General features: G+C 71.9%; 27 protein-coding genes. 16 read left to right on the top strand and 11 right to left on the bottom strand.

Annotated features, from left to right (window positions below; genetic code table 11):
- Nucleotides 1–31: 31 nt before the first annotated feature.
- The 9 genes from metE to GFD30_RS16265 all read left to right on the top strand — a co-directional run bounded on the left by metE (nt 32) and on the right by GFD30_RS16265 (nt 9,558).
- The gene (metE, locus tag GFD30_RS16305; protein ID WP_153026258.1) at nt 32–2,278 is read left to right on the top strand and encodes a 5-methyltetrahydropteroyltriglutamate--homocysteine S-methyltransferase; all 2,247 of its coding nucleotides are present in this window, start codon (nt 32–34) and stop codon (nt 2,276–2,278) included.
- A gap of 80 nt (nt 2,279–2,358) precedes the next feature.
- Nucleotides 2,359–3,525 (top strand): alanine racemase, encoded by a 1,167-nt coding sequence (gene alr / locus GFD30_RS16300; RefSeq protein ID WP_227996463.1) that lies wholly within the window; start codon nt 2,359–2,361, stop codon nt 3,523–3,525.
- 88 nt (nt 3,526–3,613) lie between these two features.
- The gene (locus GFD30_RS16295) at nt 3,614–4,810 is read left to right on the top strand and encodes an alpha/beta fold hydrolase (RefSeq protein WP_153026256.1); all 1,197 of its coding nucleotides are present in this window, start codon (nt 3,614–3,616) and stop codon (nt 4,808–4,810) included.
- A 73-nt stretch (nt 4,811–4,883) separates the two neighbouring features.
- Nucleotides 4,884–5,375, top strand: a complete 492-nt coding sequence (gene tsaE, locus GFD30_RS16290) for a tRNA (adenosine(37)-N6)-threonylcarbamoyltransferase complex ATPase subunit type 1 TsaE (protein WP_322633314.1) — start codon at nt 4,884–4,886, stop codon at nt 5,373–5,375.
- Complete coding sequence (gene tsaB / locus GFD30_RS16285) at nt 5,372–6,076, top strand: tRNA (adenosine(37)-N6)-threonylcarbamoyltransferase complex dimerization subunit type 1 TsaB (RefSeq protein ID WP_153026255.1); 705 nt, start codon at nt 5,372–5,374, stop codon at nt 6,074–6,076. The genes tsaE and tsaB overlap by 4 nt, the downstream gene beginning before the upstream one ends.
- A gap of 53 nt (nt 6,077–6,129) precedes the next feature.
- A complete protein-coding gene (rimI, locus tag GFD30_RS16280; protein WP_153026254.1) occupies nt 6,130–6,750 on the top strand; it encodes a ribosomal protein S18-alanine N-acetyltransferase in 621 nt (206 codons plus the stop codon).
- A complete protein-coding gene (gene tsaD / locus GFD30_RS16275; protein ID WP_322633313.1) occupies nt 6,747–7,805 on the top strand; it encodes a tRNA (adenosine(37)-N6)-threonylcarbamoyltransferase complex transferase subunit TsaD in 1,059 nt (352 codons plus the stop codon). The genes rimI and tsaD overlap by 4 nt, the downstream gene beginning before the upstream one ends.
- Nucleotides 7,806–7,846: 41 nt before the next feature.
- A complete protein-coding gene (locus tag GFD30_RS16270; RefSeq protein WP_153026253.1) occupies nt 7,847–8,410 on the top strand; it encodes a mycothiol transferase in 564 nt (187 codons plus the stop codon).
- A 284-nt stretch (nt 8,411–8,694) separates the two neighbouring features.
- Complete coding sequence (locus GFD30_RS16265; protein WP_153026252.1) at nt 8,695–9,558, top strand: hypothetical protein; 864 nt, start codon at nt 8,695–8,697, stop codon at nt 9,556–9,558.
- Nucleotides 9,559–9,757: 199 nt separating this feature from the next.
- On the opposite strand, the gene GFD30_RS16260 is transcribed toward GFD30_RS16265, so the two are convergent.
- Genes GFD30_RS16260 through GFD30_RS16235 form a run of 6 tightly spaced genes read right to left on the bottom strand, consistent with a single transcriptional unit; the run spans nt 9,758 to nt 12,722 of the window.
- Nucleotides 9,758–10,351 carry a hypothetical protein gene (locus GFD30_RS16260; RefSeq protein WP_153026251.1) on the bottom strand — a complete coding sequence of 198 codons (594 nt, stop codon included), beginning with the start codon at nt 10,349–10,351 and terminating at the stop codon, nt 9,758–9,760.
- A 52-nt stretch (nt 10,352–10,403) separates the two neighbouring features.
- A complete protein-coding gene (locus GFD30_RS16255; protein WP_153026250.1) occupies nt 10,404–10,877 on the bottom strand; it encodes a toxin-antitoxin system YwqK family antitoxin in 474 nt (157 codons plus the stop codon).
- Nucleotides 10,859–11,467, bottom strand: coding sequence for a YwqJ-related putative deaminase (locus GFD30_RS16250; protein ID WP_153026249.1), 609 nt, complete (start codon nt 11,465–11,467; stop codon nt 10,859–10,861). The genes GFD30_RS16255 and GFD30_RS16250 overlap by 19 nt, the downstream gene beginning before the upstream one ends.
- A complete protein-coding gene (locus GFD30_RS16245) occupies nt 11,460–11,954 on the bottom strand; it encodes a WXG100 family type VII secretion target (RefSeq protein ID WP_227996453.1) in 495 nt (164 codons plus the stop codon). The genes GFD30_RS16250 and GFD30_RS16245 overlap by 8 nt, the downstream gene beginning before the upstream one ends.
- Before the next feature lie 37 nt (nt 11,955–11,991).
- Nucleotides 11,992–12,318, bottom strand: coding sequence for a WXG100 family type VII secretion target (locus GFD30_RS16240; protein WP_153026248.1), 327 nt, complete (start codon nt 12,316–12,318; stop codon nt 11,992–11,994).
- A 2-nt stretch (nt 12,319–12,320) separates the two neighbouring features.
- Nucleotides 12,321–12,722, bottom strand: a complete 402-nt coding sequence (locus GFD30_RS16235) for a hypothetical protein (protein ID WP_153026247.1) — start codon at nt 12,720–12,722, stop codon at nt 12,321–12,323.
- Between the two features lie 113 nt (nt 12,723–12,835).
- Between GFD30_RS16235 and GFD30_RS16230 the strand changes: the two genes are divergently transcribed.
- Nucleotides 12,836–13,855 (top strand): endonuclease/exonuclease/phosphatase family protein, encoded by a 1,020-nt coding sequence (locus GFD30_RS16230; RefSeq protein ID WP_153026246.1) that lies wholly within the window; start codon nt 12,836–12,838, stop codon nt 13,853–13,855.
- 100 nt (nt 13,856–13,955) lie between these two features.
- Nucleotides 13,956–14,522, top strand: a complete 567-nt coding sequence (locus GFD30_RS16225; RefSeq protein WP_153026245.1) for a dihydrofolate reductase family protein — start codon at nt 13,956–13,958, stop codon at nt 14,520–14,522.
- 179 nt (nt 14,523–14,701) lie between these two features.
- On the opposite strand, the gene GFD30_RS16220 is transcribed toward GFD30_RS16225, so the two are convergent.
- The 3 genes from GFD30_RS16220 to GFD30_RS16210 form a co-directional block, all read right to left on the bottom strand.
- Nucleotides 14,702–15,244, bottom strand: a complete 543-nt coding sequence (locus GFD30_RS16220; protein ID WP_153026244.1) for a GNAT family N-acetyltransferase — start codon at nt 15,242–15,244, stop codon at nt 14,702–14,704.
- A gap of 87 nt (nt 15,245–15,331) precedes the next feature.
- On the bottom strand, nt 15,332–16,309 hold the full coding sequence (locus GFD30_RS16215; RefSeq protein WP_153026243.1) for a S66 peptidase family protein: 978 nt from the start codon (nt 16,307–16,309) through the stop codon (nt 15,332–15,334).
- Nucleotides 16,310–16,391: 82 nt separating this feature from the next.
- The gene (locus tag GFD30_RS16210) at nt 16,392–17,459 is read right to left on the bottom strand and encodes a hypothetical protein (protein ID WP_153026242.1); all 1,068 of its coding nucleotides are present in this window, start codon (nt 17,457–17,459) and stop codon (nt 16,392–16,394) included.
- A gap of 499 nt (nt 17,460–17,958) precedes the next feature.
- On the opposite strand from GFD30_RS16210, the gene GFD30_RS16205 reads away from it, so the two are divergent.
- The 4 genes from GFD30_RS16205 to GFD30_RS16190 all read left to right on the top strand — a co-directional run bounded on the left by GFD30_RS16205 (nt 17,959) and on the right by GFD30_RS16190 (nt 23,202).
- Nucleotides 17,959–20,232 (top strand): glycoside hydrolase domain-containing protein, encoded by a 2,274-nt coding sequence (locus GFD30_RS16205; protein WP_153026241.1) that lies wholly within the window; start codon nt 17,959–17,961, stop codon nt 20,230–20,232.
- The gene (locus GFD30_RS16200) at nt 20,229–21,518 is read left to right on the top strand and encodes a glycosyltransferase (RefSeq protein WP_322633312.1); all 1,290 of its coding nucleotides are present in this window, start codon (nt 20,229–20,231) and stop codon (nt 21,516–21,518) included. Before GFD30_RS16205 ends, GFD30_RS16200 begins: the two co-directional genes overlap by 4 nt.
- A 308-nt stretch (nt 21,519–21,826) precedes the next feature.
- The gene (locus GFD30_RS16195; RefSeq protein WP_153026240.1) at nt 21,827–22,414 is read left to right on the top strand and encodes a SigE family RNA polymerase sigma factor; all 588 of its coding nucleotides are present in this window, start codon (nt 21,827–21,829) and stop codon (nt 22,412–22,414) included.
- Nucleotides 22,411–23,202 (top strand): hypothetical protein, encoded by a 792-nt coding sequence (locus GFD30_RS16190; protein ID WP_153026239.1) that lies wholly within the window; start codon nt 22,411–22,413, stop codon nt 23,200–23,202. The genes GFD30_RS16195 and GFD30_RS16190 overlap by 4 nt, the downstream gene beginning before the upstream one ends.
- 142 nt (nt 23,203–23,344) lie before the next feature.
- Here the strand turns inward: GFD30_RS16190 and GFD30_RS16185 are convergent, their stop codons facing one another.
- Both GFD30_RS16185 and GFD30_RS16180 read right to left on the bottom strand, forming a co-directional pair.
- Nucleotides 23,345–24,073 carry a PIG-L deacetylase family protein gene (locus tag GFD30_RS16185; RefSeq protein WP_153026238.1) on the bottom strand — a complete coding sequence of 243 codons (729 nt, stop codon included), beginning with the start codon at nt 24,071–24,073 and terminating at the stop codon, nt 23,345–23,347.
- 19 nt (nt 24,074–24,092) lie between these two features.
- Nucleotides 24,093–24,563, bottom strand: coding sequence for a rhodanese-like domain-containing protein (locus GFD30_RS16180; RefSeq protein ID WP_153026237.1), 471 nt, complete (start codon nt 24,561–24,563; stop codon nt 24,093–24,095).
- A gap of 159 nt (nt 24,564–24,722) precedes the next feature.
- On the opposite strand from GFD30_RS16180, the gene GFD30_RS16175 reads away from it, so the two are divergent.
- Entirely contained in the window at nt 24,723–25,514 is a 792-nt protein-coding gene (locus GFD30_RS16175) for an aldo/keto reductase (RefSeq protein WP_153026298.1), read from the top strand.
- Nucleotides 25,515–25,581: the final 67 nt, after the last annotated feature.

Genomic DNA, 25,581 nt, shown 5'->3' with positions numbered 1-25,581 from the left:
CCCGCTGTCGCAAGTTCGAGGGAACTGACACATGACCAACCGAATTCCCGTGCGCTCCACCGCGCTCGGATACCCGCGCATCGGCTCCCGGCGGGAGCTCAAGCGCGCGCTCGAGGCCCACTGGTCCGGCCGGCTCGACGCCGAGGGCCTCGAACGGGCCGCCGCGGCCGTCCGGGCCGAGATGCTCGACGACCTCGCCGTGCTCGACTCGGTGCCGACCGGGTGCTTCTCCTTCTACGACCACGTCCTCGACGCCGCGTTCGCGGTGGACGCGGTCGCGCCCAGGCACCGCCGCGACGGCGACCTCGCCTCCTACTTCGCGGCCGCGCGCGGGGACGCGTCCGCCGCGCCGCTCGAGATGACCAAGTGGTTCGACACGAACTACCACTACCTGGTGCCCGAGATCGGCCTCGCCACGGTGTTCGCCGCCCGGCCCGAGAAGGCGGTCGCCGAGTTCCGGGAGGCGCGCGAGCGCGGCCTGGACGCGCGGCCGGTCCTGGTCGGGCCGGTCTCGCTCCTGCTGCTGGCGAAGCCGGCGGACGGCTCCCCGGAGGGGTTCCGGCCGCTCGACCGGCTCGGCGACCTCGTCGAGGCGTACGCCGAGCTGCTCACCGAACTCGGCAGGGCCGGGGCCGGGCTGATCCAGCTCGACGAGCCGGCGCTGTGCGGGGACCGGTCCCCGGAGGAGCTGGAGGCGGTGGCCGGGGCGTACCGGCGGCTGGTCGGGGTCGCGGAGATCCTCGTCGCCGGCGGCTACGGGCCGTTCGGCGAGTCGCTGCCGGTGCTGCTGGACGCGGGCGTGGAAGGGATCGCCCTGGACCTGGTGCGCGGCCGCTCGGACCTGGATGCACTTGAGACACTGAATGTTTCACGTGAAACATTCGTCCTCGCCGGGGTGGTCGACGGGCGCAACATCTGGCGCACCGATCTGGCGGCCGCCGCCGCGGACGTCGAGCGGGTCAAGGCGGTCACCGACCGCGTCGGGGTCGCGTCCTCGTCCTCCCTGCTGCATGTTCCCGTGGACCTCGCCGCGGAGACCGAGCTGCCGGCCGCGCTGGTCGAGCGGTTGTCGTTCGCGCGGCAGAAACTCGCCGAGATCACCGCGCTCGCCGACCCGGACGGGCCGCGCGAGCCGCGGCCCGCGGCCCCGGACTCGTGGCGCGACGACGCGGTCCGCGCCCGGCTCGCCGGCCTCCCCGAGGACGCCGACCGGCGCGCGCCCTACGCCGAGCGCCGCGCCGCCCAGGCCGAGCGGGTCCCGCTGCCGCCGCTGCCGACCACCACGATCGGGTCGTTCCCGCAGACCGCCGAGCTCCGCAAGGCCCGCGCCGCCCACCGGCAGGGCCTGATGATCGACGCCGACTACCACTCCCGCATGCGCGCCGAGGTCGCCGCCGTGATCGCCGAGCAGGAGAAGCTCGGCCTCGACGTGCTCGTCCACGGCGAACCCGAGCGCAACGACATGGTGCAGTACTTCGCCGAGCAGCTCACCGGGTTCGCGACGACCGCCGCCGGCTGGGTCCAGTCGTACGGGTCGCGGTGCGTGCGGCCGCCGATCCTGTACGGGGACGTCGCGCGGACCGCGCCCATCACGGTCGCCTGGACCTCGTACGCCCAGTCGCTCACGGACAAGCCCGTGAAAGGCATGCTCACCGGTCCCGTCACCATCCTCGCGTGGTCGTTCGTGCGCGACGACCAGCCGCTCGCCGACACCGCCGACCAGGTCGCGCTCGCCCTCCGCGACGAGGTCGCCGACCTCGAAGCGGCCGGGACCGCGATCATCCAGGTCGACGAGCCGGCCCTGCGCGAGCTCCTGCCCGTGCGGGCCGCCGGGCGCGCCGCCTACGCGGCTTGGGCGACGCGGTCGTTCCGGATCGCGACCGCCGGCGTCCGGCCGGACACCGCGATCCACACCCACCTCTGCTACTCCGAGTTCGGCGACGTCATCGACGCGATCGCGGCGCTCGACGCCGACGTCACCTCCATCGAGGCGTCCCGGTCGAAGATGGAGGTCCTCGCCGACCTCGACCGGGCCTCCTACAACAGCGCCGAGTTCCGCTCCGCGGTCGGGCCGGGCGTGTGGGACATCCACTCACCGCGCGTCCCCGACGCCGCCGAGATGGCCGCGGCGCTGCGGCTCGCCGTCGCCGCGCTCGGGCCCGGCCGCGTCTGGGCCAACCCCGACTGCGGGCTCAAGACCAGGCGGTACGAAGAGGTCGTCCCGTCCCTCGAAGGGCTCGTGGAGGCCGCCCGGACCGTCCGGAGCGAGATCGCCTGAACCCGGCGCGCCCGCCGCCGACCGGACCGCTGAGCCTGGCCGGTCCCGCGGCGGCGGGCACGTACCCTTGAGCCGTGGCGATGGACAACTACCGCATCCTGACCGAACCCGTGCACGACGGCATGTCCGGCCTGGCGAAGGCCAGCGCGGACTGGCGGCGGCTCGCGCACAACGTCGAGGCGCTCGCCCGCGTCGCGGGCGTCCCGATGATGGCGATGGTGAAGGCCGACGCGTACGGGCACGGCATGGTCCCGGCGGCGCGGGTCGCCCTGGAGGCGGGGGCCGAGCGGCTGGGCGTGGTGACGCTGCGCGAGGCGTGGCAGCTGCGGCGGTCCGCGGGCCTGGAGGAGGCGCCGGTGATGGCGTTCTTCTTCGCGCCGGAGCAGCCGGGCCTGGCGGAGGTCGTTGGCGCCGGGATCGACGTGGGGGTGTCGTCGCTGCCGCAGCTCGAGGCGGCGGCCGCCGCGGGGGAGCGCGCGGGGACGCCGGCGCGGGTCCATCTGAAGGGCGATACGGGGATGTCGCGCGGCGGGGTCGCCGAGCACGAGTGGGAGCTGTTCGCGGAGTCGGCGGCGAAGCTCCAGGCGGCCGGGTCGGTGCATGTCGCGGGTGCGTGGAGTCACATGGCGTGCGCCGACGAGGTCGGGCATCCGGCGAACGCGGCGCAGAAGGAGGCGTTCGGGCGGTTCCTGGGTGCGGTGGCGGCGGCGGGGCTGGAGCCGGAGGTGCGGCATCTGGCGAACTCGGCGGCGCTGATCGCGGACCCGGAGACGCGGTACGACATGGTGCGGCCGGGGATCGCGCTGTACGGGTACAACCCGGTGCCCGGGTTCCCGGTGGACCTGCGGCCGGTGCTGGAGGTGCGGTCGCAGGTGATGAGCGTGAAGCGGCTGCCGGCGGGGTCGGGGATCTCGTACGGGCACACGCATGTCCTGGAGCGGGACGCGAACGTGGCGCTGGTGCCGCTGGGGTATGCGGACGGGGTGCCGCGGGCGGCGTCGAACCGGGCCGAGGTGTACCTGGCCGGCAAGCGGCGGCGGGTGATCGGGCGGATCTGCATGGACCAGTTCGTGGTCGACTGCGGTGACGACGCGGTGCGGGCGGGCGAGCCGGTGGTGCTGATCGGTGCGGGTGCGCAGCATCCGGACGCGGACGACTGGGCGGCGTGGGCGGGGACGATCCCGAACGACGTGCTGACGGGCCTGGGGGCCCGGATCCCCCGGTTGTGGAACCGGGGTCTGGACTAGCCGGCGGGTCGGTGCGGGCAGTGTGGCCCGGGAACCCCTCGGCCTGTGGCGGGGTCCTTCGGGGCTCCTCGAGTTGCAGTGAGGTCGCATGAGCGAGAGGCAGTCGGGCCGCGGTGGGCGGCGGGGCCGGGGCTGGGCGGTCGTCGGCGGTGTGACCGGCGGGATCGCGGTGGGTGCGGCGCTGGCGTACGGGGTGCCGGCGTATCTGGCGCGGCGGACGCGGGCGTCGTCGGCGGATCCGTATGCGCATGAGCCGTTCGAGCTGCCGCCGACGAACTCGGTGCGGACGGTGGAGACGCGGGAGGGCGCGTCGGTGCATGTGGAGACGGCGGGGCCGGAGGACGCGGACCTGACGGTGGTGCTCATTCACGGCTACATGCAGGACATGGGCACGTTCTACTTCCAGCGGAAGGCGATCGCGGATGCGGTGCGCGGGGGTCTGCGGCTGCGGGCGGTGCTGTACGACCAGCCGGGGCACGGGCGGTCGAGCGGTCTGACGCGGACGGAGTACTCGATCGAGGACCTGGCGGAGATCCTGCACGACGTGCTGGCGGCGGCGGCGCCGGAGGGGCCGCTGGTCCTGGTGGGCCATTCCATGGGCGGGATGACGATCATGCAGTTCGCGCGGTTGTATCCGGAGGTGTTCCGGGAGCGGGTGCAGGGCGTGGCGTTCCTGTCGACGAGCGCGGCCGGGCTGGACACGGTGGAGACGAAGCCGATGCGGGCGCTGCGGCGGTTGCGGCGGACGGTGCTGCCGATGCTGCAGCAGGTGGCGGGGTGGACGCCGGACCTGATCGACCGGTCGCGGCTGCTGGCGGGGGATCTGGGGTGGCTGCTGACGCGGAAGGCGGCGTTCCGGTCGCCGAATCCGCCGGGTTCGATCGTGACGCTGGTGGAGCGGATGAACCGGCGGACGTCCATCCAGTCGATCGTGGGGTATGCGCGCGGTATCCTCGACCACGATGCGACGGCGGTGCTGCCGCAGTTCAAGGGGTTGCCGACGCTGATCGCGGTGGGCGACGACGATCCGCTGACGCCGCCGGGGCATTCGCGGCGGCTCGCGGAGGCGCTGCCGGGAGCGCGATTGGAGCTCATAGCCGAGGCGGGTCATTCGCCGCAGCTGGAGTACCCTGGTGAGATCTCACAACTGTTGTTGGAGATGATCGACAAAGTCGCGGCCGAGATCGGTGACGGTTCGCTGCGTCCGGAGGCCGCGCCGCCGGAGGCCGAGCGGGGGCGGCAGCGCCGCCGGAAGCCGTTCTCGCGCCACCACGAGCAATCCTGAGGGCCCCTCGCCGGGGTCCGGCAGAGACGAGCGCCGGCGTCAGCAGCGCCGGTTCGCAGAAGAGGAGTGAGACGTGAGGCTGACGCTCCAGACAGCCGGAGACACGCATGAGTTCGGGCTGCGCCTGGCCGCGGTCCTCCGAGCGGGCGACCTCGTGATCCTCACCGGCCCGCTCGGGGCCGGGAAGACCGCCCTCACGCAGGGCATCGGCGCCGGTCTCGGCGTGGAGGGGCGGATCACCAGCCCCACGTTCGTGATCGCGCGCTCGCATCGCGCGGGGGCGGCGGGGGTGCCGCTGGTGCACGTGGACGCGTACCGGTTGGAGACGCTGGACGAGCTGGACGACCTGGACCTGGACACCGACGTCGACGCGGCGGTGACCGTGGTCGAGTGGGGTGCGGGTCTGGCGGAGCGGCTCGCGGAGTCGCATCTGGAGGTCGCGATCGAGCGGCGCACGGGCGTGGACGGGACGGGCGAGGCGCGGGAGGCGGTCCTGCACGCGCGGGGCGGCGACTGGGCCGAGCGGCTCGCGTCGCTGGGTCTGCCGGTGGGCGCGGCCGCATGAGAGTGCTCGCCGTTGACACTTCCACGAGCGCGGTGCAGGCCGCGCTGGTCGACCTCGACGGTCCGGTGGACGACGTCGAACTGTTCCTGACCTCGTTCCGCCGCGAGATCGATGCGCGCGGGCACGTGGAGAAGCTGGGTCCGTTCATCGAGGCGTGCCTGGCGGATGCGGGCCGGACCGCGAAGGACGTGGACGCGGTGGTCGCGGGCGTCGGCCCGGGGCCGTTCACCGGTCTGCGGGTCGGGATGGTCACGGCCGCGGCGTTCGCCGACGGCGCGGGCGTCCCGGTGTACGGGGTGTGCTCGCTCGACGGGATCGGCGCGCGGGACCGCGGCCGGGCGCTGGTCGCGACCGACGCCCGCCGCAAGGAGGTCTACTGGGCCGTCTACGAGGACGGGGTCCGGGTGGGCGAGCCGCAGGTCGGCAGGCCCGCCGACGTGCCGGCCGGTGTCGCGGACTACGCGATCGGCGAGGGCGTCGCGAAGTACGCGGCCGAGTTGGCGGTTCCGGCCGCCGAGACCAACACGATGTACCCCGACCTGGTGACGCTCGTGGAGCTGGCCGCGCCGCGGCTGCTGTCGGGCGCGCCGAGCGAGCGGCTCACGCCGCTGTACCTGCGCCGGCCGGACGCGCAGCCCGCGGGCGGGCCGAAGGCGCCGGCGGCGAGTTCCCCGGAGGCGCCGGCCGCCGGTGGGAAGTGACGCACGACGAGGCCCCGGCCGCGGCCGGGCCCGGCGTGGTACAGCTTGACGTGATGAACGGTGATTTCAGGATCGGGCGGGTGCGCTGGTGGCACCTGTCGGCGATGGCGCGGATGGAGTCGGCGATCTTCGGGCCCGAGGCGTGGAGCGAGGGCCTGCTGTGGTCCGAGCTCGCGGCCGGGCACGACTACCGGGCCTTGTTCGACGTCGCCGTCCCCGGCCATGCCGTCGCCGACCGGGCCGAGTTCGGCGGTGCCGACCCTGGTAGTGCCTTGTCCGACCGGGCCGCCGGTGCTCCCGCGTCCGCCGATCGCACGCCGGGCGCGGACGACTCCGCGGGTTCCGGTGCCGCCGACCGTGCTTCGGGCGGCCGCGACGCGGACGGCCGGATCGCCGGGTACGCGGGGACCGCGTTCACCGACACGGAGGCGTGGATCAACAACATCGCCGTCGACGAGGCGTACCGTCGCCGGGGCGTCGCCTCGATGCTCATGGACGACCTGTTGGCGCGGGCGCGCGCGCACGGCGCGAAGTCGGTGTTCCTGGAGGTGGCGGTCGACAACGTCCCGGCCCAGCGCCTGTACGACCGCTACGGTTTCTACGGCATCGGCGTGCGCAAGAACTACTACCAGCACACCGGCACGGATGCCGCCGTGATGAGGATGGACTTGTGAAGAACGAACCCTTGGTAATGGGCATCGAGACCTCCTGCGACGAGACGGGGGTCGGGATCGTGCGCGGGCACGAGCTGCTGGCCGACGCGGTCGCGTCGTCGGTGGACGAGCACGCCCGCTTCGGCGGCGTCGTACCGGAGGTCGCCAGCCGCGCCCACCTCGAGGCGATGGTGCCGACGATCCGCCGCGCCCTGGACGACGCCGGCGTGGGCCTCGCCGACCTCGACGGCATCGCCGTCACCGCCGGCCCGGGCCTGGCGGGGGCGCTCATGGTCGGCGTCGGCGCCGCGAAGGCGTACTCGATCGCCACCGGCGTCCCGATCTACGGCGTCAACCACCTGAGCGCGCACATCGCGGTCGACACGCTCGAGAACGGGCCGATCCCCGAGCCCGCGATCGGGCTCCTGGTGTCCGGCGGCCACTCCTCGATCATGATGGTCGAGGACCTGGCGGGCAAGGTGACGCAGCTCGGCGCGAGCATCGACGACGCGGCGGGCGAGGCGTTCGACAAGGTCGCGCGGCTCCTGGGCCTGCCGTTCCCCGGCGGACCGTACATCGACCGGGCCGCGAAGGAGGGCGACCGGGCGTACGTCGAGTTCCCGCGCGGCCTCTCCGCGGCGAAGGACATGCAGAAGCACCGGTACGACTTCTCGTTCTCCGGGCTCAAGACCGCGGTGGCCCGCTGGATCGAGGCGCGCCGCGCCGACGGCGAGGACGTCCCGGTGAACGACGTCGCCGCCGCGTTCCAGGAGGCCGTCTGCGACGTCCTCACCCGCAAGGCGATCCTGGCCGCTCAAGAGCACGGCGTCGAGACGATCCTCCTCGGCGGCGGCGTCGCGGCCAACTCGCGCCTGCGGGGCCTCGCGTCCGAGCGGGCCGAAGCGGCGGGCCTGACGCTGCGCTACCCGCGGCCGAAGCTGTGCACCGACAACGGCGCGATGGTCGCCGCCCTCGGCTCGCACCTCGTCGCCGCCGGCGTGGCGCCCTCCCAGATCGACTTCCCCGCGAACTCGTCGATGGACGTCGAGATCGTCAGCCTCGCCAACGCGCTCTGATCCGCTCCGCGGTGTCGGTGCCGGCCGCTACCGTAGCGGGCATGACCGACAACGACCCCCCGTGGGAGCCGCCGCTCGCCGGCACCGAGTCCGAGCACCTGCTCGCCATGCTCGAACGCCTCCGCACCACGTTCCGCTGGAAGGCCGACGGACTCGACGCCGACGGCCTCGGCCTGCGCATCGGCGCGTCGGCGCTCACCATCGGCGGACTCCTCAAGCACCTTGCGCGCGTTGAGGACACGACCTTCGCGTGGAAGATGCGCGGCGAGTCCCCGGGGGAGCCGTGGGTCTCGGCGCCCCTGGACGACAGCGACGACTGGGAGTTCGGCAGCGCCGCCGAGGACACGCCCGAGTACCTGTACGGGCTGTGGGACGGCGCGGTCGAGCGGTCTCGCGCCCGCCTCGCCGCGATCACCGCCGACGGCGGCCTCGACCAGCCCGCCCACTGGGAGTGGCCCGGCCGCGGGCATTTCAGCGTCCGCCGCATCGTCTGCGACCTCATCGAGGAGTACGGCCGCCACACCGGCCACGCCGACCTCCTCCGCGAAGCCGTCGACGGCCGCGTCGGCGAAGACCCGCCCGCCGACTGGCGGCCCGGAGCCTGAGACCCGCGGACCGGCGCTCCTGCGGAGCGCGCACGTGTCGGGACCCCGGCGGCGAGGTGAGACCCGCGGACCGGCGCCTCCGCGCCTGCCGGTCGAATCCGGTCGCGCCCGCGCGCTTCGCACAGCGACGGTGACGCCGTGCTGACCGCGTCGGCGGCGCTGCCTGCACGAGGGACGGGTGACCGCCGAGTACTCGATGCTGTCGCGCTCCACGCACTCGCGATCCGACCGGAGTCGATCCGCACCCGGTACCGTTGCAGGTCAACGACACCGGAGGGACGACCATGGGACCGGACCCGCGCGCGATCGCCGACGCCCTGAACGCCTGGGCCCTGCGCACTGACTGGGTGGACTGGGTCGAACTCGGCGGCTCTCTCGGCCGCGGCGCCGGCGACGCCCTCTCCGACGTCGACGCGGGAATCGGCGTCCGCGACCTCGCCGCCGACGCCTCCGACGCGCGCGACCCCGACGGGCCCGACCCTGACTGGCCCGACACCGGAGCAGGCGACCTCGGCGAGCGCGGCTCCGGCGCGCGCGACCCGCGTCTCGATGCGATCCGTTCCGCCATCACCGGATTCGCCCCGACCGCGGCGGTCCTCGACCAGCGTCTCGGCGACCTCACCCACCTGATCTGCGTCTACCGCGACGGCCGCCAGCTCTCACTCGTCGTCTTCGACGCCGCCGCCCGCACCGGGCTGCCGCCGCAGTCCTCGGCCCCCGTCGACAAGACCGGCCGCCTCGCCGAGCCCCTCGCCCCCGACCGCTGGGACCCCGACGACCGCACTCGCCGCGAATGGGCGTTCCTCGCCTGGATCGCCCTCGGCGACGCCGCCCGCCACACCCTCCGCGACCACCCGTGGCGCGCCCTCCACGCCCTCACCGAAGCCCGCGACCACCTGTGGCGCCTCCACGCCGCCGCCCTCGGCCTCACCTACCCCGCCTTCGGCGCCGTCACCGTCGAGAACGCCGAAGCCGAACCCCCGCAAGGCATCCACGCCACCCACCCGGAGACCCTCACCGCCCCGGACATGCGAAAGGCCCTCGAAGCCCTCGCAGGACTCCTCGGGCCGCACACGACTGGCGACCTCGAACCGCTGGCGGCCGTGATCAGGGAGCGGCTCGCGCTGGCGGCGCGCTACCGCGCCTGATCGAGGAGTTCCTGCTGCACTGCGATCGCCTTACGGCACTCCTCGTCCTCCAGTTCGATGAACGGGCGCCGGACGGCTTCTGCCCGACGACTGCGTTGTAGCAGGAGTCGAGCGCGTTGAAGGCGACCTCGCTCCGGAGCGCCGAACCGCGGATCAGTGCTCATCGCGCTTCCAATCCGCTCAGCTCAGTCGTGCGTCGTCACAGCAGGCCGCCTTGTTCGAGAAGGGTCCTCCAGCTGTCGACGTACCGGTGCTTGCGGTCCCGCCGGTGTGCGGCCTCGCCCATGACGACATCGATGAGCTCGTTGTAGCGCTTGCCCAAGACGAAATCGTCGAAGAATACCGCGGTGTCCACTTCGAATTCATGTGTCTCGATCTCATCGACGTCGTTCGCGTAATAGAAGGCGTAGTCGTCGCCGTTCAGGTAGTAGACCCCGCCGTCGGTGCGGTCGACGCGGATCACCGGCTCCCCTTGGAATCCCGGGATGTCGTCCGGCATGTTCAGATGGAAGAAACCGATGTCGAACGGGTTGTCGAGCGGACAGCCGAGAAGTTCCTCCCGCTCCTCCCACGCCTGCGTCGAGGTGATCGACTTCGGCCGCACGAACTGGAGGCAGCTGCCCCGGAGGACGGTGAACAGACTGAAGACATCGGTGATCTCGGCCCGGACGCCGTCGATTGCGGGAAGAGGCTCCCCGGTGCCCACGATGACGCCGAGCCGCTGCGCGGCGGGAAGGCCGCGCAGCAGTTCAAGCTTCGATCGGATCCTCTCGACATCCTTCCGGTGGTTCACGATCTGTCAACTGTCCTGATGAGGGCGAACCGCGTGGTCCCAGGCCGGACGGTCAGTGCGCGGTGAGGTCGGCGGCGGCGGCCGGGCCTGGGATCAAGGGGAGTCCGTACACGGATCTGGTCTTGGCGATGGATTCAAGTTCAGGCGCATCGGCGGGCAGCGACCACTGCTCAGTGATCCTGTCCCCGTTGAAGGACACTCTCCAAACGACGGTACCGCCGTCATAGCCGACCGCCGAGAGCAAGCTCCCATCGGCTTTGAACTCGCGCGAGATGCCGTGACGGATCGCCTTGCAGTACCAGTCCTCCGCAAGCACCGTCCCGTCGGCGGCCAAGGTTCTGGCCGGTCCATGCTGGTAACCATCGCGGTAAGCGATCTCATCGCGACCACCGTCGCGGTTGTCTTCGAACCCGATCCCGGTGAACCGCCGTCCTTCGTATGAGACGCGCTGATCTGCGTCCATATCCAGGTCGTCGTCGGGGACCCTCGGCATCGCCGAGGTGTCCGTCAGTTCTTCCTGTCCCACCCGTCGATCCCTTCCACGATGCTGCTGCAGTTCGCGCAGCACTCGATGAACTCGCCCTTCTTGGAGCCCTTGAGCCTGATGTTATCCACGATGAGGTCCTCGGGCTTTGCGTCGGGTCGGTCTTTCAACACCTCGTTCCAGGCGTACACCTCGGAGTGGGATCCCGGTTTCCCGAGGAACTCGGGAGTCGGGACCCGGCCATTCGCGATGTCGTCGTTCCGGGCGTCGACCCGCGACTTGATCGAAGGGTGCAGGTCGCCGGGCGGGTCGGCGTGGTTCTGACCGAAGTAGACCTTGCCGGTCTTCCGGTCCATGATGCCGGACAGGACCGGTCCGCGTTCGCGGTTGGTCTGGTACTCGGGACCGTTCTTGTCCATGATCCGGTCGTACTTCTCACGGAGCCTCTGATTGAGGGTGGCCCGGTCGGCATCGATCGAGTTCGGGTAGTCCGTCCTTCCCGGCGTCCCGGGGGTGTTGGGCGACCGGCCCTTGCCGAAACGGAAGATGTCGGCCCGCTTGAGGATGCGGGCGATCAGACCACTGCCGGCCTCCACGGCTTCGCGGTTGGCGCGAGTGCGTTTCCTAGCCATTCAGCACCATCTCGATCGCCATTCCGATGAGCTGGTCAATGATGATGCCGCTGATGATCTTGAAGATCGGGATCTGGGCGAGCGAGGCCCCGAAGGTGACCACGGCGGTCGCGATCGCCTGGGCGATCTGGAAGGCGAGCATCACCAACTGGATGATCACCTGGACCTTCAGTGCCAGAATCACTCCAGCGGCGAGGGTGAGGCCTATGTTGATGATGTTGCTCGGGTCGGTCGCGTCGGCGAGATTCCGCACCGCGGACTCCGCATCCTCCCATTCGTCCCGGAACGCATCGATCTCCTGGCCGACGTTGTTCTCGACCAGTGTTCGGGCGGCGGCCTCAAGATTCTCGATCTTCCCGGTTATCTGATCCGCCATGCCGGTCCACTCACCGGCGAGGTTGAATATCGACTCCTCATCGGATTCGGGCCAGTCATAGCCGAGCATGCTCAGCAGTCCGGTCAGCTCGGATGGCAACTCCAAGCCCACGGGGTACCTCCTCGCAAAGGTTCAGGGGTATGGCGGGTCAGCGTCCAAGTTCGCTCTGCAGCGTGGAGAAGATCTGGGCGACCGCATCGTCGCCGGCCTCATGGTCGTCGGCCATCTCGCGCACGCATTGCGCATAGTCGGCCAGGTCCTCGATGTTCGTGGTGAAGCAGCCAGTGAGGGCATCGACACAAGCCTGGTGGGCGATGCCCACCAGCATGCCGATCTCGTCGCCGCCGAAGGCGTCGGCGAACTGCTCCAGGGCGCCGGTGAACTGGTCGAGGAGTTCCTGGACCTCCTCCTTGGCGGCGTCGAGCTGGTCGGCGGCCTGGCGCATGGACTCGAAGTCGAGGTGCAAGTCGCGCATACTCACCGTCCCCCGTGGAGCTTGGCCATGACCTCGCTGATGGAGGCGCTCATGGCCTGGAACTGGCGCAGGGAGCGGTCCTGGATGTCGGCGATCGTCTCGTTCATGGCCTCGAGGTCGGGGACCGGCTCGTCGGTGCCGAGGGCCTCGGCCCGCTCGTCGAGGGCGGTGTTGATCATGCGCTTGATCTCGGCGGCGATGGCCTGGGAGCCGGCGTGCATCACGCGTCCGTCCATTTCGAGCTCGTCGACCCGGCCAGCGGGGTTGAGGGTGAGGCGGAGGAGGCCGTCGGCGCCTTCGACCACGATCGGGTCGATCTGGTGGGCCTCAGGGGATTTGACGGCGCTGCTCAGGGTTGCGCGGGCGTCGGCCAGCTGCTGCGCGATCGCGTCCTCTCCGAACATGGATCCTCCAGTCGCGTTGTGCGATATGAGCACTACTCATCCTATTGGAGTGGCGCAACTGTGTGGGTTCGCCGGATTCGCGCACTGGACACCGGCCGCTACGCTTCTGACGCATGACTGATGCGGACGTGGCCACTGTGGCCCAAGCGCAGGGCGAACCGAAGCGGCCCTGGTGGCGGCGGCGGTGGCTGCGGGTGCTGTCGTGGGCCGGGACGGCCGGCGTGGTCGCGTACACGCTGATCCGGCTCCTCGGGCTGGAGGCCGGCTGGCTCCTGGTGACCACAGTGGCGTTCGTGCCCTACTTCGCGGCGGCCGCGCTCGTGGCGGCGGGAGTGCAAGCGGCCGTCCGGCACTGGGCGGCGCTCGCGGTGACCGGGGCGGCCGTGCTCGCGCTCGGGGCGGTGCTCGTGCCGCGGGTCCTCGACGACCCGCAGCCGCAGGCCGGCGGCGCCGAGTTCACGGTCATGTCGGTGAACCTCTATGTGGGGCAGACGGACCTGGCGAAGGTCGTCGAACTCGTCGAGGAGCGCGAGCCGGACCTGCTGAGCGTCCAGGAGCTCACCCCGGACGCGGCCGACCGGCTCGCCGAGCTCGGCCTGGAGGAGCTGCTCCCCCATTCGATCCTGGAACCCGACGGCCTGGCGGTCGGGACCGGCATGTACTCGGCGCATCCCCTGGAGCGGATCGACACCGTCGGCCGGGACGGGATCTTCTACCAGATAGGCGCCGAGGTCGACCTGGGCGGCGAAGCCGTCCGGTTCATGGCCGTGCACACCGCCGCCCCGTCGAGCCCGGAGCGGATCCCCTTGTGGGAGGAGGACTTCACGGACCTGCCGCGCCCCGACGGCGGCGCCCCGTGGGTGCTCGCCGGCGACTTCAACGCCACCCTCGACCACGACAACATGCGCGACCTCCTCGGCGACGGGTACGTCGACGCCGCCGAGGCCGCCGGCGACGGGCTCCGGCCCACCTGGCAGCCGACCGAGGGCTACCTCGACGGGCTCGTGACCATCCCCGCCGTCACGCTCGACCACGTCCTCGCCGAGGACGGCATCGCCGTCCTCGACTGGGAGGTCCTCGAGAAGGACGGCAGCGACCACGCCCCGGTCCTCGCGCGGCTGCGGCTGCCGTGACCGCACCGCCTCCTGAAGCGGATTTCAGGGTTGCGATGAATCCTGTCGGGGGCCGTCGTCATAGTGGGTGAGTAGCCAACCCGAACAGAAAGGCCACGTCATGCGCCAACTCATCGTCACCGCGTTCGTCTCCCTCGACGGCGTCATGGAAGCCCCCGGCGGCGAGGCCGGGTACCGGAACACCGGCTGGACCTTCAAGGACATCGAGTTCGTCCCCGAGGCGTACGAACTCAAGGAGCGCGAGCAGAACGAGGCCGGGGCGCTGCTGCTCGGCCGCGTCTCCTACGAGGCGTTCGCACCGGTCTGGCCGACCATGACCGAGGAGTTCGCCGGCTACAACGCCATGCCCCGGTACGTCGTCTCCACCACCCTCAAGGAGCAGGACGACCGCTGGCCGGCCACGATCCTGCGCTCCCTCGACGAGGTCGCCGCGCTCAAGGAGACCGAGGGCGGGCCCATCTCCGTCCACGGCAGCGCTACCCTCGGGCACTCCCTCGCCGACGCCGGACTCGTCGACCGCTACCACCTGCTCGTCTTCCCCAAGCTCCTCGGCGCCGGCAAGCGCCTCTTCAGCGACGCCGACAAGGACGCCGTCAACCTCAAGCTCATCGAGCACGAGGTGTACCGCAACGGCATCCAGAAGCAGGTCTTCGACGTCGTCCGGTAGCGGTGCCCGAGGGGCCGGAGCCGATCCGGCCCGCGGCGCATTCACTTGCGCATCACCTCGATGCGCATCCGCTCCGGGCAGGGCGCAGCCTGTTTTCCCCGCGGCCCGCCGCAGCCGACCGCGTCCCGCATCCAGGCCGCGGCCGACCGCTTCAGTCCGAGCCGCTCGGGTCCGTGCCGCTAGCGCTCCTCGACGGTCCGGTCCTTCGGGAGGGCCAGGCGCTCGATCGGGTAAGCCCGGCCGCCGAGCTCGAACTCGCCGCGCTCGCCGTCGGGCGCGAAACCGTACCGCTCGTAGAAGCGGCGCCCCACCCGGTTGCCCACCAGCTCCCACACCCGGATCGGCAGCAGCGCCTCGTCGGTGAGCCAGCGCTGGCCCTCGCGCATGAGCGCGGTGCCCGCGCCCCGGCCCCAGTGGTCGGGGTGGACGTAGATGGCCCACACTTCGCCGGGGCAGCCGGGTCCGGCCTCGGCCTCGGTGGCCTCGCGCCGGTCCCAGCCGACGGTGGCGAAGCCGATGACGTTGGGGCCCTTCTCCGCGACGAGGGTGATGACGTGCTCGCGGCGGTGCGAGAGGCCGCGCACGAAGCCTTCGGAAGGTTCGTCGGAGAGGCCGGCCAGCACCTCGTCGGCGACGATGCCGGCGTAGGCAGCGCGCCAGGAGGCGTTCTTCAGTTGCATGATCTCGTCTGCGTCTGCGGGGCCGCCGGTTCGGATCCTCATGTCTACCAACCGTGCCCGAAGGTCCACAAGAAAGCAACCGCTGGGGCGGCCGGAATTGCGACAACAACCCGTTCGTGCAGGAAGCGTCTAGGCGACCGGTGACTCCAGCAGCCGCAGCTCGCGGGCGGTGGCGTCGACGGAGGCCAAGGCGCCGACGGGCATCGGCAGATTGGGGCCGGTATGTCCGAAGTCGACTCCGGCGAGGACGGGGAAGTCGTAGTCGGCGAGGACGTCGAGGACGACGTCCTTGACGCCGATGAGGCGCCCGTCCGGTATGTCCCGGTCGGTGATGTCCGCCGGGATGCCCACGATCATCGCGCCGATCCGGTCGAAGACCCCCTGCATCCGCAGCACGTGGAGCTGGTTCCACACGTGGCCGAGGTTGCGGCCCACGTCCTCCCAGAAGAACAGCGCGCCGTCCCAGGTCTGCGGCGCGAGCGCGAAGGGCGACGCCTGGACGTTGATGAGCCGGTCGAGCAGGCCGCCGACGAGCCGGCCCGTCGCCCGTCCCGGCCTCCAGGTCTCCCACGGCCGGTCGGCGGGGAGCGACACCGCGCCGATCCGGCCGGTGAGCAGGCCGTGCACGAGGTCGAGGATCTCGGCGTGCCGCTCGGGGCCCGCGTCCCAGAAGCGGCCGCCGAGGCCGGGGGCGAGGTCGGCGTGGAAGCCGACCAGGCCGGTCTGCGAGTGCAGCGCCAGGTGGAGCGCGGTGATGTCGCTGAAGCCCAGGAGCGGCTTCGGGTCGCGGCGGACCGCGTCGTAGTCGATGCGGTCGAGGTACGAGGTGGTGGCGTTGCCGCCCTCGAACGGGATGATCGCGCGCACCTCGGGGTCGTTCAGGAGCGCGTTGAACTCGTCGGCCAGGGCCTCGGGCCGGGCCGCCTGCCAGAAGTGGTGGGCGCCCGACTCGACCAGCGCCGTCACCCGGACGCCGAGGCCGAGGCCCTCCAGGGCGGCGACGGCGGCGTCGAGGTGGACCCGGTGGTGCGGCCACCGCGCGCCGGACAGGGCCGCGATCGCGACGGTGTCGCCGGGTTCGAGCCGCTTGGGACGCAGCGGTTCCATGTCGTGCCTCCTCCTGGGACGCGTCGGGGCCGGGACCAGCCTAGCGGCGGTCCCGGCCCCGGGCAATCCCAGTGTGCAAGCGCTATCGGAGCACGAGGGCGGGCTCGGCGTCCTCGGCCGCGGCGGCCTTGCGGGCCCGGCCGATCGCGATCGCGATGCCCGCGGCGGCGACGAGGGCCGAGGCCGCGAAGCCGGCGAGGGTGGCCGCGTCGGGGGCGATGAACGACTGGCCGCGGACCGCCTGCCACACCGTGGTCGCGAAGACCCCGAGGTAGCCGACGGAGAGCCAGCGGACGATCGCGCCGCGGACGCGGTCGTCGCGGAGCCAGGCGCGGCGGACGGCGAGGAAGGAGAGCAGCATCGCGACGCCGATGAGGACCTGGATGCCGTGGAGGCCGATGAAGTGGGGGACGCGCATGTCGCCGCCGGTGGTGGACCAGCCGGTGAGGAACATGCCGTTGCCGTCGAGGTCGCCGACGCCGTGGCCGGCGTTGAGCGGGACCTCGTTCCCGTTCGCGTCGACCTGGGTCCGCTCGCCCTGGCCGCCGACGGTGACGATGAAGAACGCGGCGAACATGCCCAGGCTCGACAGGAGCAGGCCCCACCGGATCACGGCGGTCACGGCCCGGTCGCCGATGCGCTGGAACAGGACCAGGGCCGCCATGACGAGGTTCGCCACGAACATGACCGGCACGAACTGGAACGCGAGCTGCACGACCTGGTTGAACGCGTCCTCGGAGGCGTTGAAGTGGCTGAAGGTGCCCATCGCGGCCGCGGCGGTGATGACGCCGACCTCCGCCGCGCTGATCACGGCGAACACGGTCCCGACGACCCAGCCGGTGCGGCGCAGCCTCGTCATGTGCGACAGGAGCCACGCGAGGCTCAGGCAGTAGGTGAAGAAGGAGAACCCGAACTTGAAGGACTTCACCCAGACGCTCTCGCCCATGAGGGTGCGGTCGTCGAAGGGCATCGCGGCGAGCGAGAGGAGGGCGACGGCGCCGCACGCGATCCCGAGGACCAGCAGCGGCCGGTGCCAGCGGCGGCCGCCGTGCGTGAGGGCCAGCCCGGCCCCGGCGGCGCGGTCGGCGACGGCGGTGCGGACGGGAGGAGCGGGGCGGCGGCGGGCGGCAGTGGCGGGGGGAGTGCTCATGGGAACCACGCTATGCAGGATCCTGTTGCGGCACATTGCCGTTGACCGCCGAATAACCGGTAGGGCCTGCCTTACCCAGGCCGGTGCGCTGCGGCGATGGCGACGGTGTACGTGGTGCAGCACGGCGAGAAGGAGCGCGTCCCCGGCGACCCGGGCCTGACCGCGCGCGGGCACGCCCAGGCGGCGCGGGCGGAACCGGAGCCGGGGCACCGGACCGCGGAGGGACGGCCGCGGATACGGCACCGCGGAGCCCGCGCGCTGCGGCGAACGCCGCCGATCGCGCGCGCGGCCCCGACGAGGACCCGGCGATGTCCCACGGGTCCGGCAGCGCCGCCCACGGCGAGGGCCGACCGGAGCGCGGACGACGCGTCCTGAGCGGCCGAACGCCGCCGAGCGAGCCGCAGGAGAAGGGGGGATTTCAGGGGCCTCAGCCGGGGATTCTAGACGAAGTGCACGTGAACGCTTGCGCGTTCACCCGCACGTAACGAGGATGTGACGAATGAGCTCTAATCTCAGTCGCATCTTGGACAGCGTGGACCCGTTCATCGGTACGGCAGCGACCGATCTGCCCGCGGCGCAGGGGCTGGCCGCCGCTTGGTGGTGGCCGAAAGCCCAAGTGGGGAACACGCACCCGGGCGCGTGCTATCCACTCGGGATGGTCTCCGCGTGCGCGTGCTCAGGCGCCTACCCGACCGGCTACGGCCTCTACGGGATCTCCACCGAGGGCGCCCCCACCCAGATGTACGACGACTACATGGCCAGCGGCTTCACCCACTTCCAGCAGTCGGGCACCGGCGCGATCCGCAAGTACTACAACTACTTCCGGGTCACGCCGATGATCGAGCCCCTCGACTCGCTCGGAAACCGGTGGCGGCTCGCCGACGAGGAGGCGTCCCCGGGCTACTACGCGGCGACGCTCGAGAACGGCATCCGGTGCGAGCTCACCGTGGGCGCCAAGACCGCCGTGCACCGGTACACGTTCCCCGAGTCGTCCTCGTCCCGGGTCGTCATCGACTTCTCCTACGGCGGGCTCGCGATCGAGCACGGCACGACCGTGCCGCTGCGGGCCGGGATCGAAAGCCTCGGCCAGGGGTGCGCGCAGGGCACCGTGGTCATGGAGGGCATCCCGCTGTCCGTCTACATCGACACCGACGCGCCCGGGTGGCGCCAGCTCGTCTGGTACGACCGGCGCCGCGTCGACGGCGGCACCAGGCTCGACTTCGACTACATCCGCCGCACCACCCTCCGCCCGTTCGGCCTCATGTTCATGGGCCCCACCCGGGCCGGCCAGGTCGTCGAGATCCGCATGGGCTTCTCGATGCGCGGCACCGAGCAGGCGCGCACGAACCTCCAGCAGGCCCTCCCCGGCGAGGCCGGGTTCGACCAGGCCCTCGAGGACACGCGCGAAGCCTGGTCGGACTACTTCTCCCAGGTCGAGGTCCAAGGCGGCACGCCCGAGCGCCGGCAGGTGTTCGCGACCGGCCTCTACCACTCGCTGATCAAGCCGTGCTTCGCGCAGGACGAGAGTCCGTTCTGGCCCTCCAAGGGCCCCTTCGTGTTCGACATCGCGACCATGTGGGACATGTACAAGACCCAGTTCCCGCTGCTCACCGCCTTGAACCCGGCGAAGGGCGCCGACATGCTCGAAGCGATCGTCCGGATCGCCGAGGAGGAGGGGAACCTCCCGATCGGGTACCGGATGGCGCGCGGGTCGGACCGGTTCTTCCGGCAGGCGTCCGCGCTGGCGCACACCGTGCTCGCCGACGGGTTCCAGCTCGGCCTCGAAGGGCCCGAATGGGACTGGGCGCTCGTCCACATGCAGGACGACCTGCGGCGCGGGTACGGCGAGGACTACACCGAGCGCGGCATCGTCCACCCGATCAGCCACACCCTCGACCTGGCCACGGGGTACTGGTGCACGGCGATCGTCGCCCGCGGGCTCGGGGACCTGCGGCTCGCCGACGAGCTGGAGGCGAAGTCCCGCAACTGGATCAACGCGTTCGGCCCCGACGGGCTGCTGCGCGACTCGAGCTTCTACGAGGGCGGCCGCTGGAACTACTCGTTCCGGCTGCTGCACGACATGGCCTCCCGGATCGACCTCGCCGGCGGCGACAAGGAGTTCGTGTCCATTCTGGACCGGTTCTTCGGGTTCGGGGCCGAGCCGGTGGTGCAGCTCGGGACGCCGCCGTTCGGGACCGAGTTCGCGATCGGCCTGGACCTCGACCGGTTCGAGGGCCTGAACAACGAACCGGACATGGAGGCCCCCTGGGCCTACCACTACGCGGGCCGGCCCGACCGGACCGCGGAGATCGTGCACGCCGCCCTGTCGTACCAGTTCGGGACCGGGCGTGGCGGGCTCGTCGGCAACGACGACTCCGGGGCGCTCTCGTCGTGGTACGTGTGGGCGTCGCTGGGCCTGTTCCCGGTCGCCGGCCAGAACCTGTTCCTCGTCAACGCGCCCGCGTTCGCCGAAGCGCAGCTCACGTTCGGCGGCAACGACTTCGAAGTGGTCGCGAACGGGCACCTCGAGGCGGGCATCGGCGACGACGCCCGCGGGTACTCCCCGCAGTACGTCCAGTCCGCGCGCTTCAACGGGAAGCCCCTGGACCAGAGCTTCATCACCGGCAACCAGCTGCACGGCGGCGGGAGGCTGGAGATCGAGCTCGGACCCGAACCGTCCGACTGGGCGACGCACACGCGCCCGCCGTCCGCCTCCGACCGCGCCGACCTCGCTCGGGGCGCCGGGGCCCGCTTCCAGGAGTTCCTACCGTGACCGACCAGTCCCGCGGCCCGCAGCGCCGTCTCGTCATCGTCGTCCGCGCCGACCCGGTCATCTGCGGCCACGCCACCGAGGCCCGGGGCCTCGCGGAGGTCGCGCTCACGCGCGGCTTCGACGACGTGCGCATCGTGACCTGGCCGATCGACGCGCTGCAGGCCGCGGGGCTGCCGCTCAAACCGCTCGACGAGCTCCTCCCGTACTCCGAGGGGATCACCGTCGAACGGCCCGGGCCCGTGGGGGACTACCGCGTCCCCGACGGCCGCCACCTCCTCGGCATGACCGGCCGCCTGTTCGAGCTGTTCACCGACGGGGTGCCGACGGTGTGCATGTCGATGTACCTGTCGCCGCACGCGAACGCGGTCGTCGACGCACTCCGGTCGGTGCGCGCCGCCGGGCTCGACGCCGACGTCACCACGATCGCCGAGGCGGTCGGCTCCGACATCACGAACGTCGTCCGCGGCTGCCTCGCGCGCGGCGAGCTCGGCGCGGCCGCCGCCCTGTTCACGACCTACCTCGCGAACGACCGGTGCGTCGCGGTCTCCCAGTACACGAAGGACCTCATCGCCGACGAGGCCGAGCAGGTCGACCGCGCCTGCGGGACCCGCTTCGCCGCCGAGGTCGCCGCCCGCGTCCAGGTGTCCTACCCGGCCGTCGACGCCGGCGCCTACACGGACCTGGACCCGGCCGCGGTCGACGCGGCCCTGGCCGCGCGCGGCCTCCAACGCGACCGGTACGTCCTGTTCCTCTCCCGCGTCGCCGCCGCGAAGGGCGCCGACGACCTCATCGCCGCCTGGCGCGACTCGCGCGCCTACGAGACCCACAAGCTCGTCATCGCCGGGACCGGCCCCGCCCTGGCCGAGACGAAGGTGTTCGCCGAGGGCGACGACCGGGTCGTGTTCCTCCCCGACGTCGGCGACGAGGAGAAGCCGCTGCTCATGAACGGCTGCGCCGTGTACGCGCTGCCGTCCAAGCCCCGCCCCGAGTTCGTCGAGACCTTCGGCATCGCCCTGGTCGAGAAGATGCTCGCCGGCGGCGGCCCGGTCATCACCACCCGCACCGGCGGGATCCCCGAAGCCGTGGGCGACAACGCGATCGAGGTCCCGCCCGCCGACCGGGAGGCCCTCGCGGACGCCATCGACCGCGCCGTCGCGATGGACCCGGCCGAACGCGCCGACCGCGCGGCCCGCGCCCGCGCATACGCGATGCGGTTCGACCGCGCCACCGTGTTCGACAACCTTTTCGCCGGCCTCGCCCCCGGCGTCGCCGCCCCCATCGGCTGACCCGCACCTTCCTGACCTGCACGGACGCCGCCCCGGAACCGGATCGGAAAAAGTTCCGGATCCGGGGCAACCTTCGGCGCGCCCGCGGCAACTGGTAGACGGTGCGGCAACCCGGCTCCGTCGCACCGCACATCTACCGGAGGGAAGGGCTGCGATGTCCTCCACGACTTTCACCGCCACCCCCGCCATGGCGCGCCCGTAACGACTCCGGTTCCAACGGATGGGCTTCCTGCCATGGGAGATCGACAGGCGCGGGCACCGGGGGTGCCTGCGCCTGTCGTGCAACGGAACGTGAGGGGGCCCAGGTCATGCTGCTAGAATCGCCTCCCCGCAACGCGACCGGAAGGCACCCGTTGGACGTCCCCGCCAAGCTGGAGGAAGACGCCTTCCGCGCCTTCTTCGAGCGGCACCACGCCGAGCTCGCGCGCTTCGCGTGGATGCTCATCGGCGAGCGCGCCGCGGCGGAGGACATCGCCTCGGACGCGATGCTCGCGGTCTGGCGCCAGTGGGACCAGGCCCGGCGGGCCCGCTCGCAGATCGCGTACGCGCGCGGCATCGTCGCGAACCTCGTCAAGGCCCGCATCCGCGCCGCCGTGCGCGAACGCCGCCGCAACATGCTCTTCTGGCAGCGCCCCGACGCCGCGGACGGCCCCGACGCCGCCGACGCGGCCGCCGCCGCGGTCGACGTGCGCGCCGCCCTCGACCGGCTGCCCCTGCGCCGCCGCGCCTGCGTGGTGCTGCGCCACTCCCTCGAACTGTCCGAGCGCGAGACCGCCGAGGCCCTCGGCATCTCGGTCGGCACCGTCAAGAGCCAGACCTCGAAAGGCCTCGCCGAGCTGCGCCGAATCCTCGGGCCGCCGACGGAGGCCGCGATCAGGAACGGGGTGGGGCCGTGAACGACGATCTGCCCGACCGGCTCCGGATCACCGCCGAGGAGTTCGAACCCGACCGCGACCGCATGTGGACGCGCATCTCCGACGGGATGCGCGAGCCGCGCGGCGCCGCGTCCCGGCCCGAGCGCGCCCGCTGGCGCGTCCCGCACCTGGCGTTCGCCACCGGCGCGGCCCTCGTCCTCATCGGCGGCGTCGTCCTCTTCGGACAGTCGCTCGGCCTCGGGCCCCAGGCCGACCCCGACGACCCCGCGCCGCCCGCGGCCGACCCCGGCACCCAGACGAGCGCGCCGGACGGCACCGAGAGCCCCGCCGACCCCGAGTCCTCCGCCGGCGGCCCCTCCGAGACCGGAAGCGGCCCAGGCGAATCGAGCAGCGAAGAGTCCGACGCGCCCGAGACCGCCGCCCCGGACTGGCTGGCGGCCGACGGCTCCATCGACCCCAACAACACCGAGTACTGGACCCAGTCGGTCGTCTCGTTCACCAGCGAGCGGCCCCTGACCGGGCTCGAGATCGAACTGCGCGTCGAGGAAGGCGAGGGCCTCGCGTTCCTCGACTCGTGGACCACCGACGACAACCTCTTCCACGAGGCGGTCGTGACCAGCGAGGACGGCTACACCGTCCTGCGCTGGACCCTGAAGGACGGCGCGGTCGTGCCCGCCGGCGTCGAGTACACGCTCGCGGGCCAGTTCGACCCCGACGGGGGTCCGCGCAGCGGCGAGGGCGACTCGTACACCGTCGAGGCCGAAGACCAGGACGGCGGCACCGGCGCCCTCGAAGGCGGATTCGCCTAGATCCCCAACCCCGGAGCGAGTGCGGGGGACGGCCCGGCGGCCGTCCCCCGCACCGACACCCAGAAGCCGGAAGCCGAAGCCGCAGCCCGAAATCCGAAGCCGACGAGCACGAGCAGTGCCCGAAGCCGGCGCTCGGACCGTGCTAGAAGTTGACGAGCTCGAACGTGGTCGCGTACCGGACGCCGAAGCGCTCGCCCGACGCCGCCGCGAAGTCGGTGAGGAACCTGCGGACGTACACCTCCGGGTCCTCGTCGGTGAGCGCCGAGATGTAGGCGCGGTGCTCCAGGAGCGAGGCGATCCCGGCCTCGAGTGTGTCGGTCACGTCGACGGCGTGGGTCGACTCGGGGGACGCGGCGAGCGCGACCCACCGGACCCCGCCCCACGGCTCCAGGCCGTCCTCGGCGAGCTCGGGGAAGATCCACCGGTTCCCGGCGTCGGTGGCGGCGTCGAGCACCGACTCGCCGACGGCGCGGTGATCGGCGCTGTTCCAGTGGCCGGGCACGAAGTACTCGCGCCGGTTGAGGGTGATGATCAGCTCGGGCCGGTGGCGGCGGATCGCGGCCGCGAGGTCGCGGCGCAGCGCCACGCCCGCCTCGATGACGCCGTCGCGGTGGTCGAGGAACTCGACGGAGGAGACGCCGACGACCGCGGCGGACGCGCGCTGCTCGGCGTCGCGGACCGGCGCGCACTCCTCCGGCGCCATCGTGTCGATGCCGGCCTCGCCGCGGCTGACCATGAGGTACGAGACCTCGCGGCCGCCGCCCGTCCAGCGGGCCACGGCCGCGGCGGCCCCGTACTCCATGTCGTCGGGGTGGGCCACGATGGCCAGGGCTCGGGTCCAGTCCTCTGGCATGGCAAGGAGTTCGCTCATGCCCCGATTATGTCCTGCGTCAGCAGGCGCAGGAGACGCCGCCGACCGGGACGGTGCGCGGGTCGGGCTCGCCCCGCTCGACGCCGGCGTCGGTGGCGACCGGGAGCCCTTCGCGGATCCAGTACTCCATGCCGCCGATCATCTCCTTGACCTGGTAGCCGAGCTTCGCGAACTCGACCGCGGCGCGGTAGGCGCCGTTGCAGCCCGGGCCCCAGCAGTAGACGACCACCGGCAGGGCCGGGTCGACCAATCCCGCTGCGCGCGAAGCGATCTCGTCGGTCGGCAGGTGCACGGCGCCGGGGGCGCGGCCCTGGTCCCAGGCGGCCCGGCCGCGGCTGTCGACCAGCGTGAAGCCGGGGTCGCCGGCCTCGAGCGCGGAGTGGACGTCCGAGACGTCGGTGCGGAAGGCAAGCTGGCCGGTGAAGTAGGCGAGCGCGTCGGCGGGCGAGGCCGGAGGGACGCGCAGCACGGCGTTCTCGTTCGTTCCCATGCCCCGAACCTACATGCCGATACAAATCTAATATTGCACTGATACAAACGATCGGGAGGCGGCTCCCGGGGTAGCGTAGACCCGAATCGCATCCGATGAGAGAGGCAATCAACCGTGGCTCCCACCGCACCGACCGTCCGGCTCGCCCACGGCGCCGACATGCCGCGCCTGGGCCTGGGCACCTGGCCGATGGACGACGCCGAGGCCGAGCGGGTGGTCGCCGAGGCCATCGGCCTGGGCTACCGGCTCGTCGACACCGCCGAGAACTACCGCAACGAGCGCGGCGTCGGGCTCGGCATCAAAGCCTCCGGCGTCGCCCGCGAAGACCTGTTCGTGACCACGAAGTTCAACAAGGAGTGGCACGGCGTCGACCTCGCGGCCGAGGCCGCCGAGCGCAGCCTCGACCGGCTCGGCCTCGACTACCTCGACCTGCTGCTCATCCACTGGCCCAACCCGCAGCACGGCAAGTACACCGAGGCCTGGCAGGGCCTGGCCCGGCTGCTCGAGTCCGGGCGCGTGAAGGCGATCGGCACCTCGAACTTCAAGCCCGCGCACCTCGACCGGATCATCGACGCCACCGGCGTCGTCCCCGACGTCAACCAGATCCAGCTCAGCCCGTACACGACCCGCGACGAGTCCCGCGCGTACGACGCGGAGAAGGGGATCGTCACCCAGTCGTGGTCGCCGATCGGCGGCGAGGGCGGCGAGGTCCGCAAGGACCCGCTCGTGACCGGCCTGGCCGAGAAGTACGGGAAGACGCCGGTCCAGATCGTGCTGCGCTGGCACCTGGAGCTGGGCCTGGCCGTGGCGGTGAAGTCCTCGAGCGCCGAACGGCTGGAGGAGAACCTCGACGTGTTCGGCTTCGAACTGGAGCCGGCCGACATTGACGCGCTCACGTCCCTGGACCGCGGCGAGGCCGCGGCCGCGGACTCGGACCGGTTCGGGCACTAGGCGAAGTGCGGCGGGGGGGCCCCGGGGCCGCGGGCGGCCCCCCCGGGGGGGGGGGCCGGCCCCCGCG

It is taken from the genome of Glycomyces albidus (assembly GCF_009451885.1).
Classification (GTDB): domain Bacteria; phylum Actinomycetota; class Actinomycetes; order Mycobacteriales; family Micromonosporaceae; genus Glycomyces; species Glycomyces albidus.
The sequence above is the reverse complement of the archived record's forward strand: the minus strand, read 5'-3'. Positions and strand labels throughout refer to the sequence as shown.